Annotated in this window: 13 protein-coding genes; 9 read left to right on the forward strand and 4 right to left on the reverse strand. The window is 37.7% G+C overall.

Annotated elements, in window-relative coordinates; all coding sequences use genetic code 11:
* The first annotated feature begins 203 nt into the window (after positions 1-203).
* On the forward strand, positions 204-1751 hold the full coding sequence (locus OZZ83_RS04705) for a carbohydrate-binding protein (RefSeq protein ID WP_002320427.1): 1548 nt from the start codon (positions 204-206) through the stop codon (positions 1749-1751).
* A 157-nt stretch (positions 1752-1908) separates the two neighbouring features.
* Positions 1909-2487 carry a lytic polysaccharide monooxygenase auxiliary activity family 9 protein gene (locus OZZ83_RS04710; protein WP_002310335.1) on the forward strand — a complete coding sequence of 193 codons (579 nt, stop codon included), beginning with the start codon at positions 1909-1911 and terminating at the stop codon, positions 2485-2487.
* Between the two features lie 171 nt (positions 2488-2658).
* On the opposite strand, the gene rlmD is transcribed toward OZZ83_RS04710, so the two are convergent.
* Entirely contained in the window at positions 2659-4041 is a 1383-nt protein-coding gene (rlmD, locus tag OZZ83_RS04715) for a 23S rRNA (uracil(1939)-C(5))-methyltransferase RlmD (RefSeq protein WP_002310337.1), read from the reverse strand.
* Between the two features lie 106 nt (positions 4042-4147).
* On the opposite strand from rlmD, the gene recX reads away from it, so the two are divergent.
* The 3 genes from recX (at position 4148) to ntdP (ending at position 6743) form a co-directional block, all read left to right on the forward strand.
* Positions 4148-4945 (forward strand): recombination regulator RecX, encoded by a 798-nt coding sequence (recX, locus tag OZZ83_RS04720; protein ID WP_002320426.1) that lies wholly within the window; start codon positions 4148-4150, stop codon positions 4943-4945.
* A complete protein-coding gene (gene mutY / locus OZZ83_RS04725; protein ID WP_002316961.1) occupies positions 4938-6116 on the forward strand; it encodes an A/G-specific adenine glycosylase in 1179 nt (392 codons plus the stop codon). Before recX ends, mutY begins: the two co-directional genes overlap by 8 nt.
* A 93-nt stretch (positions 6117-6209) precedes the next feature.
* Positions 6210-6743 (forward strand): nucleoside tri-diphosphate phosphatase, encoded by a 534-nt coding sequence (gene ntdP, locus OZZ83_RS04730; protein WP_002310342.1) that lies wholly within the window; start codon positions 6210-6212, stop codon positions 6741-6743.
* Between the two features lie 70 nt (positions 6744-6813).
* On the opposite strand, the gene OZZ83_RS04735 is transcribed toward ntdP, so the two are convergent.
* Positions 6814-7248 (reverse strand): GNAT family N-acetyltransferase, encoded by a 435-nt coding sequence (locus OZZ83_RS04735; protein WP_002310346.1) that lies wholly within the window; start codon positions 7246-7248, stop codon positions 6814-6816.
* A gap of 141 nt (positions 7249-7389) precedes the next feature.
* Between OZZ83_RS04735 and OZZ83_RS04740 the strand changes: the two genes are divergently transcribed.
* From OZZ83_RS04740 to OZZ83_RS04755, 4 genes are all read left to right on the forward strand, one after another.
* Positions 7390-8508 carry an AI-2E family transporter gene (locus OZZ83_RS04740; protein WP_002310347.1) on the forward strand — a complete coding sequence of 373 codons (1119 nt, stop codon included), beginning with the start codon at positions 7390-7392 and terminating at the stop codon, positions 8506-8508.
* A 127-nt stretch (positions 8509-8635) separates the two neighbouring features.
* Complete coding sequence (locus tag OZZ83_RS04745; RefSeq protein WP_002310348.1) at positions 8636-10012, forward strand: hemolysin family protein; 1377 nt, start codon at positions 8636-8638, stop codon at positions 10010-10012.
* A 396-nt stretch (positions 10013-10408) separates the two neighbouring features.
* Positions 10409-11989, forward strand: a complete 1581-nt coding sequence (locus tag OZZ83_RS04750) for a peptide chain release factor 3 (RefSeq protein ID WP_278023490.1) — start codon at positions 10409-10411, stop codon at positions 11987-11989.
* Positions 11990-12279: 290 nt separating this feature from the next.
* Entirely contained in the window at positions 12280-12531 is a 252-nt protein-coding gene (locus OZZ83_RS04755) for a hypothetical protein (protein WP_002310351.1), read from the forward strand.
* 39 nt (positions 12532-12570) lie between these two features.
* On the opposite strand, the gene OZZ83_RS04760 is transcribed toward OZZ83_RS04755, so the two are convergent.
* The gene (locus OZZ83_RS04760; RefSeq protein WP_002310352.1) at positions 12571-12891 is read right to left on the reverse strand and encodes a DUF1827 family protein; all 321 of its coding nucleotides are present in this window, start codon (positions 12889-12891) and stop codon (positions 12571-12573) included.
* A gap of 283 nt (positions 12892-13174) precedes the next feature.
* Entirely contained in the window at positions 13175-15409 is a 2235-nt protein-coding gene (locus tag OZZ83_RS04765; RefSeq protein WP_002310354.1) for an ATP-dependent Clp protease ATP-binding subunit, read from the reverse strand.
* Positions 15410-15679 lie beyond the last annotated feature (270 nt).

Below are 15679 nucleotides of genomic sequence, written 5' to 3' on the forward strand. Positions count from 1 at the left end.
AGAATAATGGAGAAATATTGTTATTTAAAAAAGTTAAAAATTTGTTTATATGAATCATGAATTTGAAAAAGATCGTATTAAATAATTCTCATGTTTTTTACAATTCGTTATTTTCTTATTAACTTCTGTTACAATCTATATTGTAATCGATTACATAAAAGCTTGGCTGAAGTAAAAAATTATACATAGGAAGGTTGATAAATATGAAAAGAGGTTTACTCAAAGTACTTACTGGGGCGGCACTCAGCACGATGCTTTTTTCTCCTGCATTGTTGATTCAAGTACAAGAATCATCTGCAATCGAACAAACAGTAGTGACTAATCCCGATTTTGGAGTAGGACAAGGAATTGAGTGGCCAAAACAAGTAGTTGCTCCTTATGTGGATATAACTGCTTATTCTTCTGATGAAGAACTATCTAATAATGGGGCATTGAACTTAGCAGCTGTTGCTCAACAAACAGGACAGAAATTTTTTAAATTAGGTTTTTTACAGGCGAGAGGTATTAGAAATGGTCGAATTGATTGGGCTTGGGGTGGTTTTAATGGTCTAAGTGAGATTGATAATGACGAATGGCAGTATGAAGGAATCAAAAAATCTATCCGGGAATTACGTCAAAATGGCGGAGATGTAGCTGTTTCGTTTGGCGGACTGAATTCAGGAGCATTTTGGGAGGTCACTCAAAATCAAGCACTTTTATATGATGCCTATATGGAAGTTATTCAAGGCTATGGATTGACACGTGTAGACTATGATGTAGAAGCCGCTGCGATGGGATATGAAGCGAATTTGGCAAATGCAAAAGCGGTAAAGAAAGTTCAAGAAGCAACTGGTGTAGAAGTAACGTTGACCTTGCCAGTCATGGATACTGGCCTGATTTCGACCGGATTAGCAGTGTTACAAGCTTATCTGGAGGCAGGAGTGGATTTGACAAATATCAATCTAATGACAATGTGCTACGGAAGCAGTGTACCAGATTATGCCCAAGGGTCGCTTGATGCTGTGGATAATACAATGGTGCAGTTAAAAGAGTATTATCAAAGATTTATGGGAACGACTTTGACGACAGAACAAGCATATGCTAAATTAGGAACCACTCCATCAATCGGATTTGAAAGTGAAGCTCATCCATACTTTACAGCAACGATGTTTAATCGAGTTGTTCAGCATGCAAAAGAACGAAATATTGGAATGGTTTCCTACTGGTCAATGAATCGAGATTCAAAGGTCGATGGAGGACAAGGACAAGTCAATAACCGGTATGAATTTTTAAATGTGGCACAACGTTTTACAGATGACACACCTCTTCCAGAGGACAAAGAAAAACCAACTATTCCAGAGAATTTTAAAGCAGAATTGGTGACATCTAGGCGTGCTGCGCTAAGTTGGTCACCTGCGACAGATAATGATTCTATTGGAAAGTATAACCTTCGATTGATTGGAAACGAAGAAATAGTTGAAAGAAGTACAATAGATATCAAGTATACTTTTGAGAATTTAAAAGCGAATACAACTTATACAGTGGAACTTACAGCAGAAGACCGTTCTGGTAATATTTCGGATAAAACAACATTGACGTTTACAACATTAGCGGACAATGAAAGTGAATATCCAGTATGGGATCCTGAAAAAGTTTATGCGGCTGGCGATCGTGTTGTATACGAAGGCATCATCTATGAAGCTAAGTACTGGACTCAAAACAATAATCCAAGTGAATCTGGAGAATGGGGACCTTGGAGACAGATTTCTTGATTCATAGGTATATATGAAAAATAAATAAAAAATGTAAACAGGAGTTTTATTTAGCTCCTGTTTCTTTTTATTTCAATATAAAATTATAAAAGCATAATGTTTGTGTTAATATAATAAAGCGTTTACAATATGTTTATCAAATGAAGGAGGTTTCTACATGAAAAAGATTAGTACGTTATTGTTTATCGGGTTAGTTAGTTTAGGGTTGTTCGGTTTCAGCATTCCAGGTTTCGCACACGGTTATATTACTTCTCCTGGAAGTCGTGCATATCTAGGAACATCAGCAGCAGGAAATCTAAACCAAAATGTCGGAAGAGCACAATGGGAACCGCAAAGTATCGAAGCTACCAAAAATACATTCATTGATGGAAAAATCGCCAGTGCAGGAGTCAGCGGATTTGAACCTTTAGACGAACAGACATCTAACAGATGGTATAAAAATATGGTCAATCCAGGAACATTGAATATTACTTGGAATTTAACAGCGCAACATCGGACAAGTACTTGGGATTACTACATTACCAAGCCAAATTGGAACCCTGATCAACCTTTGAAATTTAGCGATTTTGAATTGATTACAAAAATAGACGACAAAGCAACCGTACCACCAAAAACAGTCAACCAAACAATTACACTTCCTCAAGACCGCAAAGGATACAATGTGATTTTAGCAGTATGGAATATCAGTGATACGACAAATGCATTCTATCAAGTGATTGACGTGAATATCCAATAATAATCAAAAGGGCTGTGACAAAAAACGTGTCACAACCCTTTTTTGAATAAGCAGTGTTCGCCTGCCAACTCCTCGGTCACAAGTGACAATAGTCACCAAACATGAAAAGCTGTTTTTTGAAATTGTTCCTTATGACTCGGAGCTGAACGGCAGGCTCACGCCTTCTCTCGTTTAATCAGCAAGTCTCGTCATCTTCACGACAACTTCACAACGTGCAGTCTGAGGAAACATATCAACAGACTGTAAATATTCAACATTGAACTTTTTACTTAAATGGACCAGATCTCTGGCAAGTGTAGAAACGTTACAGGAGATATAAACAAGTTTTTTTGGTGGAAATTTCAGTAACGATTGAATCAATGCGTTATCCAAACCCGTACGTGGCGGATCTACGATGATACCATCTGGCTGAAAACCTTCATTCAACCATTTAGGTAGAACTTGTTCGGCTGTACCGACTTCATATCGAGTATTGTGATACCCTAATCTTTCCGCATTTCTTTTTGCATCAGCGATTGCTTGAGGAACGGTATCCATTCCTCGGACTTCTTTGACCTTTTTTGCTACACTTAAACCAATCGTACCAACTCCGCAATAAGCATCTACGATTGTTTCATCAGGCTGGGCACCTAATGCTTTGATTCCTTCACCATAAAGCAGTTCGGTCTGCTGAGGATTCAACTGAAAGAAGGCGCGAGGAGAAAGATCGAAAGTCACTTCATTGATTTGTTCTTCAATGGCTTCTTTTCCCCATACGTGGATCGTTTCATCCCCCATTACGAGAGATGTTTTTTGTGCTTGGACATTTTGCATGATCGAAACAACTTCGGGCAGGCGTTCATTGATCTCGCGAATCATTGCGTTTTTTTGTGGGAATTTTTTACTGCGAGTAATAAAAACGACTTGCAGCTCTCCAGTTTTGACACCGATTCTGACCATGATCGTGCGGAAAATACCACTGTTTGTCCGTTCATCATAGATGGGTGCATCAAATTTATTCAATAGTTGAACAACAGTATTCATCACTTTTTGTGTTCGGGGTTCTTGTACCAAACAGTCTGTTATAGGAACTAACTGATGCGAGTTTGCTTCATATAAACCAGCTTCGGTCTTTTGCGTTTGTTTATTTTTTCGTAATTGAAATTGTGCTTTGTTTCTATAATGCCATGGATCATCCATCCCAATCGTCGGTAACAACTGGTAGGATCGAAAGCCTGCTGGTTTGAATTTTTCCAATGCTTGCAAGAGTAGATCCTTTTTAAAATCCAATTGTGCTTGATAGGCTAAGTGTTGTAATTGACAGCCACCGCATTCATAATAAACAGGACATGGCGCCACTACGCGATCTTTGCTTGGCTTTTTGACTTTTATTAATTCTCCTTCTGCATAACGAGGAGTTGCTTTCGTGATTTTGACTAGTACTTCTTCTTTTGGTAGTGCATACGGAACAAATATAATCAATCGTTTGAAATAACCAATTCCTTCGCCATTTATGCCTAAACGCTTGATTTTCAAAGGAATCGTTTGTCCATTTTTGACAATTGTTTCTGCCATAAGTATCTCCCTTTTTCTTTTTTCTGTGGTTTATTCTAACATATAATACCTGATTACGGGGATTTTCTATGGTATGATAGAGAATATATGTTCGAGGAGGATGTTTATGTTAACCGTTACGAGAATCAGTAAAGGCAAAGGCCCTTTCTATCGCGTAGATTTATCTGAAGGAGAAGCTTTACAAGTATCTGAAGATGTATTAGTACGCTATCGTTTGTTAAAAGGACGGGAATTAGACGAAGAAACTATCCAAGAGATCAAGAAGAGCAGTGGCGCTGATTTCGGATTTCAGCTAGCAATGAATTACTTAAGCTATCAGTTACGGTCGGAAAAAGAAATCCGAACATACTTAAAAGAAAAGGAAATCCTTCAAGAAGACCGAAATAAAATCGTAGCTCGCTTAAAAGAATTGGATCTTGTCAATGATTTGGTCTATGGGGAAAGTTATGTGCGCACGAACATGCGCTTAAGTGACAAAGGTCCAAAAAAATTGTCACAGCAAATGCAGCAAAAAGGATTAAAACTAGAGATTATTGAACAGGCGCTCGCCCAGTATACAGTTGAAGACCAAGTTCAAAATGCACATCAAACAGCTGAAAAAACATTTGGAAAAAATCATGGGAAAAGCCAAAAAGAATTATTGCGGAAAATCCAACAAACTCTGATGACAAAAGGTTTTTCTCAAGAAGTGATCCAACAAGCGATGGCTGATCTTCCGCAAGAAGTAGACCAGGAAACAGAATATGATTATTTAGTCAAACAAGGGGATAAACTATGGCGAAGAAATTCAAGGTTTGAACCTAAAAAAAGAAACCTAAAAGTAAAACAAAGCTTATATCAAAAAGGATTTGATTTGGATATGATCCAGCGATTCATTACGGAAAAGGAAGAGGAAAGTGAATAAAGAATGGGAAAAATGGACAGACGAAGAAACAAAAGAATTTCAAGATCAGTTCATTCAATGGTATGAACAAGAAAAAAGAAACCTGCCATGGCGCTACAATCGGGATCCTTATCGTATCTGGATCTCTGAGATCATGCTCCAGCAGACCAGAGTAGATACAGTGATCGATTATTTTTATCGCTTCATGGAATGGTTTCCTACAATTGAAGAATTGGCAACTGCTCCAGAAGAAAAGCTTTTAAAAGCTTGGGAGGGGCTTGGCTATTACTCAAGAGCCCGAAACATCCAAGCAGCTGCTAAACAGATCATGTCTGAATTTGACGGAAAAATGCCGCAAACGCCTGAAGAAATCAGCTCATTGAAAGGAATAGGCCCCTATACGACAGGAGCGATAGCAAGTATAGCATTTGGACTTCCAGAACCTGCAGTTGACGGTAACGTGATGCGAGTAGTCAGCAGATTGTTTTGCATTGAAGCAGATATTGCCAAAGCTTCCAGCAGGAAAATCTTTGATGAAGCGATGCGGAAAATCATTGATGAAACGTATCCAGGTGAATTCAACCAAGCAATGATGGATCTAGGATCAGCTATCTGTACACCAACTTCTCCAAAGTGTGAAGCTTGTCCGATCCAAGCCTTTTGTTTAGCCAACAAACGAGGAATCCAAACGAGTTTTCCTGTAAAAACAAAAAAAGCAAAGCCAAAAAACGTTTATTATATCAGTGCGGCTCTTCAAAATCATTCGGGAGCGTATTATTTTGAAGAAAGAGATAGCCAAAAACTGCTAGCGAATATGTGGACATTTCCAATGGTGGAAGTGACACAAGAGGAGTACGAGCGATTGAAAAAAGAATGGGAAGCAAAACAGGAAGTCGATCTGTTTGATGATCTAGTAGCAGAAGACGGAAAAGAGCTTCCCTTCGAAAAGCAGGAACTTTTTATTTGGCAGACACGTCATTTAGGAGAGGTTACTCATGTTTTTAGTCATCTGAAATGGCATGTTCTCCTTTTTTACGGACGGGCAACCGAGGAAGCAGAACAGGAATTTACCGAGAACAAAACTTCGAAGTGGTTGAAGCCTGCTGCATTTGATTCGGTCGTTTTTCCGAAGGTACAAATGAAACTAGTGGAACAGTTGGAGAAAAATCGAAACAATAGGAATCCTTTCTAGGCAAAGCTCATTTTTATTGATATAATAATTATGATGTCGGTGTAATGAACACCCAAACACAAAGCACAAAATGCTGCTTAAGGAAGGGTTGCTATGGGAGTTCCAAAAGAAGGAGAGTTTGTGACGATCCAAAGTTACAAGCACGACGGCAGATTGCATCGAACGTGGCGAGATACCATGGTATTGAAAACAAGCGAACACTCTATGATCGGCGTGAATGATCACACATTAGTTACTGAATCTGACGGACGCCGATGGGTAACGCGCGAACCAGCGATTGTGTATTTTCATAAAAAATACTGGTTCAATGTAATAGCAATGATCAGAGAAAAGGGGGTTTCCTATTATTGTAATCTAGCTTCACCTTTTTTGCTGGACGATGAGGCCTTGAAATATATCGACTATGACTTGGATATCAAGGTGTTTCCTGACGGCGAGAAACGACTATTGGATGTCGATGAGTACGAGATGCACAGCAAAATGATGAATTACCCGAACGATATTGACTTCATCCTAAAAGAAAATGTGAAGATTCTGGTTGACTGGATCAATAATGGAGATGGCCCGTTCTCAGAAGGCTATATTGATATTTGGTATGACCGTTACAAGCAATTGTCGCGTAAGTAAACGCAAAAAAGAACAGTAAGCCAGTGAGAAATTTTTCTCAAAAGCTTGCTGTTTTTTTTTGAAAAATTTTTTATAAAGTCTTTTTCATATAAATGTGAGGCATGCCAGCGTCTTCAAAAGGCTCACCGTAAGCTATGTAACCAAGCTTTTCGTAAAAAGCTTCCGCTGTAGACTGCGCTCCTAATAAAATCGTATTATAGCCTTGATTCTTAGCAAAGGTTTCTGCTTCTTCAATCAATAGTTTACCTAAGCCTTGGTGTCTGTATTCAGAAAGAATCGCCATTCGCTGTAATTTCATTTTTCCGTTTTCTAAAGGCAAAAGGCGTACAGTTCCTTGCGGTTCTTTTTTATCTGAGTACAGAACGAAATGGATGCAATGTGCTTCATCTTTATCTATTTCTCGAGACAAAGGGACACCTTGTTCGACTACAAAGACTTGATGTCTGATTCTTACAGCATCTAAGTAAATATTGCTCATTGTATCTTTTGTTTGTACAACTTTCATGGTCTAGCCACCTTCCTTTCGTATAGTATACTGGAAAATAAAATAAATAAAAAGTATGGAAAGTTTTCGAAAATAAAAAAAGAATAAAAGAATTTTTAGTGAATATAATATATACTAGGAAGAAAGAAAGGAGGAAATCTATTGTTTGAAAAACTTAGACAGTCTAAACTAATGTTTTGGTCGCTTGAATTATTGATCATAGCTGCACTGATCATGATTTCATCAGAAATAAATTTTATTTTTGAACCGATCGGGACATTTTTTTCCACGTTATTTGCACCCGTACTGATTGCAGGCTTTCTTTACTATTTGCTGAATCCTATCGTCAAGCTGCTGATGAAAGCAAAAATCAAAAGAATATGGGCTGTCGCAATTGTGCTGCTCCTTTTAGTTGCAGCAATTATTTGGATTTTACTTAGTGTCATTCCAAGTCTAGTACAGCAAATTTCCTCATTGGCATCTAGTATGCCTGATTTTATCAAACAGGTGGAAAGTTGGTTAAAAGAGGTAGCCGAATTGCCTGTGTTCAAGGAAGTTGATATCAATAAATATTTTGAACAATTAGATATTTCTTACGGGACGATCATCCAACAATTCCTTAGTGGCGTTTCCAACAGTTTAGGTTCGATCGTTGGAACGATTGCTTCGGCAACCGTAGTGATCATTACGGCACCCTTCATCTTGTTCTATATGTTGAAAGATGGCGAAAAACTAGTGCCAAACATCCAACAGTTTTTCCCGGAGAAAAGAAGAAATCAAATTGTGGAATTATTGGGACAGCTGAATAAAACATTAGCTAATTATATTAGTGGACAAGCAATTGAATGTCTATTCGTCGGCACTTTTACATTTTTAGGATATATGATCATCGGTGTAGATTATGCTTTCTTGTTCGGGGTCATTGCAGGATTGACCAACCTGATACCATATTTAGGACCTTATCTAGGGCTAGCACCTGCATTTTTAGTGACGATCTTCAACGATCCGATAAAAGCATTGCTTTGTTGTTTAGTTGTACTAATCGTCCAACAGTTAGATGGAAACATCATTTATCCGAATGTAATTGGGAAATCACTGAAGATCCATCCTTTAACGATCATTATCGTCCTTCTAGTAGCAGGAAACATTGCCGGATTGCTTGGTATCTTCTTAGGTGTTCCTTTTTATGCAATCTGCAAGACAATCATTTCCTATATAATCAAAATCATCAAGGAAGATAAACAAAATGAAAACAAGAAAAAAATTGCTACGACCTCGTAGATAGTTTTAGTACACTTGTTTTTATTGCAAAGAAAATTGCTTTGTGATACCATTTTAACGTGGCTATAGTGCCACGTTTTTTTCTATCGTAAACTAAAAATTAATTTTATAAGGAGAGAATGCGATTATGAATGCTGACCCTGAGAGTCAGTCGCTGTTAGCGCAGATTTTATTATTGATCGTTTTGACATTGATCAATGCTTTTTTAGCAGCTTCCGAAATTGCTGTTGTTTCGATCAATAAGAATCGAATCGAGCAAAAAGCTGATGAAGGAGATGTGAAATCTCAAAAGCTTTTAAAAATATTGCAGAATCCAAATAATTTCCTATCGACAATCCAAGTAGGAATCACTTTGGTCAACATTTTGTCCGGTGCGTCACTAGCAAATACTTTATCGGAACGGTTAGCTCCGGTATTAGGTGGCGGTACAGCGGCAAAAAATATTGCAAATATCATTGTGCTGGCTATTTTGACCTATGTATCGATTGTTTTTGGAGAATTGTACCCTAAACGTATTGCTTTAAATAAATCAGAAGAAGTCGCAAAGTTCACTTCAGGGCTGATACGCTTGATCGGCGTAGTAGCTAAGCCCTTTGTCTGGTTGCTTTCTGCTTCTACAAGTTTGTTGGCACGTATCACACCGATGACCTTTGATGATGAAGATTCAAAAATGACCAGAGATGAAATGCGTTATATGCTTGAAAACGAAGGCGTATTGAACAACGAAGAATTGGAAATGCTCCAAGGGGTTTTTTCTCTTGATACGAAAGTTGCTCGAGAAGTAATGGTCCCACGAACGGATGCATTTATGATTGATATCAATGACACTGTGGAAGAAAATGTGAATAAAGTTTTATCGGAAAACTATTCAAGAATTCCTGTCTATAATGAAGACAAAGATAAGGTAGTTGGAATCCTTCATACAAAGAATTTACTAAAAGCAGCCCATAAATTTGGCTTTGATCATTTAGATATCAAAAAAATCATGCAGGAGCCTTTATTCGTTCCTGAAACGGTCTTTATTGATGATCTATTATATGAAATGAAAAAGACACAGAATCAAATGGCTATTTTATTGGATGAATATGGCGGTGTCGTTGGTTTAGCAACATTAGAAGATCTTTTAGAAGAAATCGTCGGAGAAATCGATGATGAATCAGATGAAGTTGAGAATCTTTATGAAAAAATCGATGAACACGAATATATTATCCAAGGACGAATGCTGATTGATGAATTCAATGAAGCTTTTGACAGTGATTTGCATATGAGTGATGTAGACACAATGGCTGGTTATTTGATTACAGCATTAGGCATGATTCCGGATGAAGGCGAAAAGTTATCATTTGATGTCGATAATATTACGCTGGTTTCTGAAGAAATGGAAGGTTCTCGAATCCTTAAAATCCGTGTCATTTTTCATGATCCGGAAGAAACAGAAGCGGAACCTGAAGAAGAACGCAGATACTTCAGAAAAGAATTCGAAGATGACGAACCAAGAAGATAATTGGAAACTTGGTTATAAAAGAAAGACGTGTTGCTTGAATAAACAAGCAACATGTCTTTTCTTTAGTCAGCTGACAAAAATATTTGACTCTTATGATTTGGTGGCTTTTTCATTCGCTGAATCCATGCTATACTGATTCAGTTGTAGTAATTAACAGAAGTTGTGAAAAAGCTGTCTTGTATCAAGTAATAAAAACAGCTAAGCAAAAACAGCTTCTCTTGTTTTTGGGTTGGTGGGGATTATTACCGATGCAAGCTTTTAAACACTGTTTACTCGGAAAAAGGGACGGCGACACGGCTTTTGTCACAGCCCTATATGAAATTGTCTTTCCTTAAGAGAACAGACAATCTGTCTAGAAAAAGATAAATAATTGAATGGAAGAAATGGAGTTAGGTTATGAATAATCCAGAATTAAAGCAGCAAGTGGACAATCGCAGAACGTTTGCGATCATTTCCCATCCGGATGCGGGGAAAACAACGATTACAGAACAATTACTATTGTTTGGTGGAGCTATTCGTCAAGCCGGAACTGTAAAAGGAAAGAAAACAGGTAATTTTGCCAAATCAGACTGGATGGAAATCGAGAAACAACGTGGAATATCTGTCACTAGTTCTGTTATGCAGTTTGATTATCAAGGAAAACGAGTAAATATCTTGGACACTCCAGGACATGAAGATTTTTCTGAAGATACTTACCGTACTTTGATGGCTGTGGATAGTGCGGTCATGGTAATCGACAGTGCCAAAGGAATCGAAGCACAGACAAAGAAATTGTTTCAAGTGGTTAAAAAACGTGGCATCCCGATTTTTACTTTTATCAACAAACTAGATCGTGATGGTCGCGAACCATTAGAACTGTTAGAAGAATTAGAAGAGTTATTAGATATCGAGTCTTATCCAATGAATTGGCCAATTGGTATGGGAAAAGGTTTAGAAGGTCTTTATGATATTTACCATAATCGTGTAGAGTTTTATCGTCCGGAAAATTATCAAGGAGAACGTTTAGTAGAATTGGATGAAGATGGTCTGCTTCCTGATAATCATCCTTTAACTGAAAATTCCTTATATGAACAAGTCTTAGAAGAAGTAGAACTACTCAAAGAAGCTGGAGATGCATTTAATCAAGAAAAAATTGCTCGTGGCGATCAGACACCAGTATTTTTTGGTTCTGCATTAACTAATTTCGGTGTACAGACTTTTTTAGAAACTTTCGTTGAATTAGCACCAGCTCCTTATGGGCATAAAACACAAGATGATCAGATGGTAAGTCCTTATGAAGAAGAATTTTCTGGTTTCGTATTCAAGATACAAGCAAATATGAACCCAGCCCATCGTGACCGAATCGCTTTTGTCCGAATCTGTTCTGGAACATTCGAGCGAGGAATTGATGTCTGGTTAGAACGTACAAATAAAAAATTGAAATTAAGCAATGTTACGCAATTTATGGCAGATTCGAGAGAGAATGTAGAAAAGGCAGTAGCAGGTGATATTATTGGTGTATATGATACCGGTAATTATCAGATTGGGGATACATTGTTCGAAGGCAAACTAAAAGTTGCTTATGAAGAACTTCCTTCATTTACTCCAGAGCTGTTCATGAAAGTGACTGCTAAAAATGTTATGAAACAAAAATCCTTCCATAAAGGAATCTATCAATTGGTTCAAGAAGGAGCGATTCAGCTTTATAAAACATATCTAACAGAAGAATATATCATTGGGGCTGTTGGTCAGCTGCAATTCGAAGTATTCCAATATCGTATGTTAAATGAGTACAACGCAGAAGTCATCATGTCTCCGATGGGGCACAAAATTGCTCGCTGGATTGATCCGGAAGATTTAGATGAGAAGATGAGTTCAAGCCGTAATATCTTAGCGCGTGATCGTTTTGATCAGCCGTTATTCTTATTTGAGAACCAATTTGCGGAACGCTGGTTTGCGGATAAATATCCAGATGTCAAACTGAGAAGTTTGATGTAAAGAGGTTATAAAAAATTTGCGTTGCATCAAGTAATAAGGAAAGCCAAACAAAAACAGCTTCTCCTGTTTTGGATTTGGTTGAATACAGTTTACCAAGAAACCATGAGTCTGCCACTCAGTTTCAAGTGCAAATAAAAATTTTGAAAATACATTCTTATACTTTGTTGTTAGCCGTGACGGATTTTCCGTTACGGTTCTTTTTATCATTTAAAACTATAAAAAATGTCTAATCTAAAAAAATATAAAAATTACTTTGCGTACATACTATTAAAGAGAGGAGGGTTTGTGAAATGGAAACAGAATGGCAAAGGCGTCAAAGAAAAAAACAGAAAAAAGCAGAAATGTTGCGATTATGTCGATTGTTGGATGTAAAAGACTGGGACAAAAACGAGCAGATTGCACAAGAAGTGCAATCAATCATCCAGAAAGAAGAAAAAGTAAAAAATAAAGATACGAGTAGATCAAAAAATGAAAAGAGAAAGACACAAAAGAAGCGTAAAAAAATAAAGAGCCAGAAAGCAAAAGAAACAAATGAGGCGTGAATCGTCTCATTTGCTTCTTTAATTATGTTCAAAAGTTGATTAAACGGCTAACGTCGCGTCTAATTCGTGTTTTGGAATAGAGATTTCAACAAGCCCGGCCAATTCGATTACTTTGATTTCATCCTCGTGGTAAACAGCATCTTTGATTTTATCCAAGAAATAATTTTTAGCTTCTTCGATTTCTTTCGGCTGGATTTTACGTTTATCATTGATTAACAAAATTTCATTATGTTCAGGGGCTTCAGTGTAGACAATAGTGGTATTTCCGGCTGTGTAGACTTTGACCAGATGGGCATCAGTGTTTTCAAGCTGGTTCAATACAAGACGGGAATGGCTGTTTGTTACATTTACCAATTTCATGGCGCTCACCTCTTTTATGTATTTTTAATTGCTTGTTTCTTTTATTATAATTTCTTTTTTATAAAATGAACAGTATTTTGACTTTTCTGAAAAAAGAGAGCATGGGACAAAAGTAAAGAACACTTTTGTCCCACGCTCTAAACACGTATAAACAGCGGAAACAGAAGCAACTCCTTCGGAAATAAGCTGAAATTCACAAAAATTTGAAAAGTAATTTTCGTGAATTCCTTCTTATTTCTTGGAGTTAAACGCTTCTGTCCCAGCCTCTATATACATACTAGGTTTACTCAGCCGTTTCTTCGGTTGATTCTTTTGCTAAACGTTCTGGTTTAGAAGTCACAATGATTTTTCCATCCTTATCCAATTTTGCTTTCAACTCATGAATAGAAGGGTGATCAAGGTAAAATTCAGCGATGCCATCTTCGATTTGTTCTTGGATTGTTCGTCGAAGGGGACGAGCACCCATGGATGGATCATAACCTAAGTCAACTAATTTTTCTTTGACATTCGTAGGAACTTCGATATGAAGTTGCTGTGCTGCCAGCATTTGATTGACATCGTCTAGCATCAGTGTAACGATGGTCATCAAGTTTTCTTTTGACAAAGCACTGAATTCGATGATTCCGTCAAAACGATTTAGAAACTCTGGTGTAAAGTAATTATTCAATTGATTCAATACCGAACGAGTAACACCTTCACGTGCCGCACCAAAGCCAACATTTGCTTCTACTTTACCAGTACCGGCATTACTTGTCATGATGATGATCGTATCTTTAAAGCTGACGGTTCTTCCTTGTGCGTCCGTCAATCGGCCATCATCTAAGATTTGCAAGAACATGTGCAAAACATCTGGATGAGCTTTTTCAACTTCATCTAATAAGACAAGACTGTAAGGATTTCTCCGAACTTTTTCTGTTAATTGACCAGCTTCTTCGTATCCAACATAACCTGGGGGAGAACCAATCAATTTAGAGACACTGTGTTTTTCCATATATTCAGACATATCGAAACGAATCATTGAATCTTGTGAACCGAATAATTCATAGGCAAGCTGTTTGGCAAGTTCTGTTTTACCTACACCGGTTGGTCCGACAAATAAGAAGGAGCCAATTGGACGATTCTGTTTGTTCAATCCAACACGATTTCGGCGAATCGCTTTCGCTACACGGTCTACAGCATTATCTTGACCAATGACATGAGCCTTCAAGTCATCTGCTAAGTTTTTCAATTGTGTCTGTTCTTTTTCTTTTAATTCGCCCACTGGAATACCTGTTCGTTGTTCAACGATTTTTTCCATATCTTTTTCGGTGATGACAGGTGTTTCTTCTTCGGTGAGTTGGCGTTCTTTCATTTTTTGAAGTTTGTTGATCTGGTCACGGTAATAAGCCGCTTTTTCGAAATCTTCTTCTCGAGAAGCTAAAACTTTTTGTTCTTCCGCTTCTTGTAGTTTTTTCTCGATTGTTTTAGGATCAACGATTTGAATTGTTAAGTTTTTCTTAGAACCTGTTTCATCTAGCAAATCGATGGCTTTATCCGGCAAGAAGCGATCTTGGACGTAACGATTGGATAAAGTTGCGGCTGCTTCGATGGCTTCATCAGTATATTTTACATGATGATAGTCTTCGTAACGTTTTTGCAGTCCTTTCAAGATACTGATTGTTTCTTCGACAGTTGGTTCATCTACTCGTACGGGTTGCATGCGACGCTCTAAGGCAGCATCTTTTTCGATGATGCGATACTCGTTTAAGGTAGTAGCACCAACCATCTGCAATTCTCCTCGAGCTAAAGCAGGTTTTAAAATATTACCAGCATCCATGTTTCCATCGCCTGCGGAACCAGCGCCGACGATTTCATGCACTTCATCTATAAATAGAATCACATTTTCTGCTTGACGAATTTCTTCAATCAATTTTTGCATCCGTTCTTCGAATTGACCTCGTATACCAGTACCTTGGACTAAGGATACGACATCTAAACGAATGACTTCTTTGTCCATTAATTTTTGTGGGACATCGCCATCTACGATTTTTTGTGCTAACCCTTCTACAACTGCTGTTTTACCAACACCAGGTTCACCAATCAAGACAGGGTTGTTCTTAGTTCGGCGATTTAAAATTTCGATGACACGTTTGATTTCATCATCACGACCGATCACAGGGTCGATATCCCCTTGTCGAGCTTGTTCAGTGATGTTGATTCCGTATTCTCCCAATAAACCTTCTGTATTGCCTTGAGGTGGTTGTCCACCATTGAAGTTGTTGTTTCCACCAAATTGTGTTGGCGGTGTTTGCTCATAGTTTCCTTGCTGTTGCATTTGGCGAGACATGGAACGAAAAAGATCGTCCAAACTACCAAATCCAAATGGATCATTTTGGGCCATATTAGTTAGACCTCCATTTTGCTGATTTTTGATTTTTTGATAACAGCTCTGACAATAATCAAGTTGTGTCCGCTGACCATTGACAGTGGCATACAAGTGAATCGTTGCCTCATTCTTGCCACAGTTTTGACAAAGCATGAATCATTCACGTCCTTTCACAAAAATGGGTACAACCATATTTTACATCTCGTTTTTCATGAGGTAAAAGAATAACCCCTATTTTTTTAGGGATTTATGAGGTAGAAAAGGTAAAATGCCTATTGACCATTCCTGACCTTTGTTCTTATTATACTAAAAATTGAAAGGGAAGCAAGTAATTCGTTTCATATAAAAACAAACAAGGTCAAAGGAAAGAATGATAAACGTCAGGAGAAAAGATAGCGACAAGAAAAAGAAAATAAACACGTT

This window comes from Enterococcus sp. E5-162, from assembly GCF_035725965.1.
GTDB classification, from domain to species: Bacteria; Bacillota; Bacilli; order Lactobacillales; family Enterococcaceae; genus Enterococcus_B; species Enterococcus_B lactis.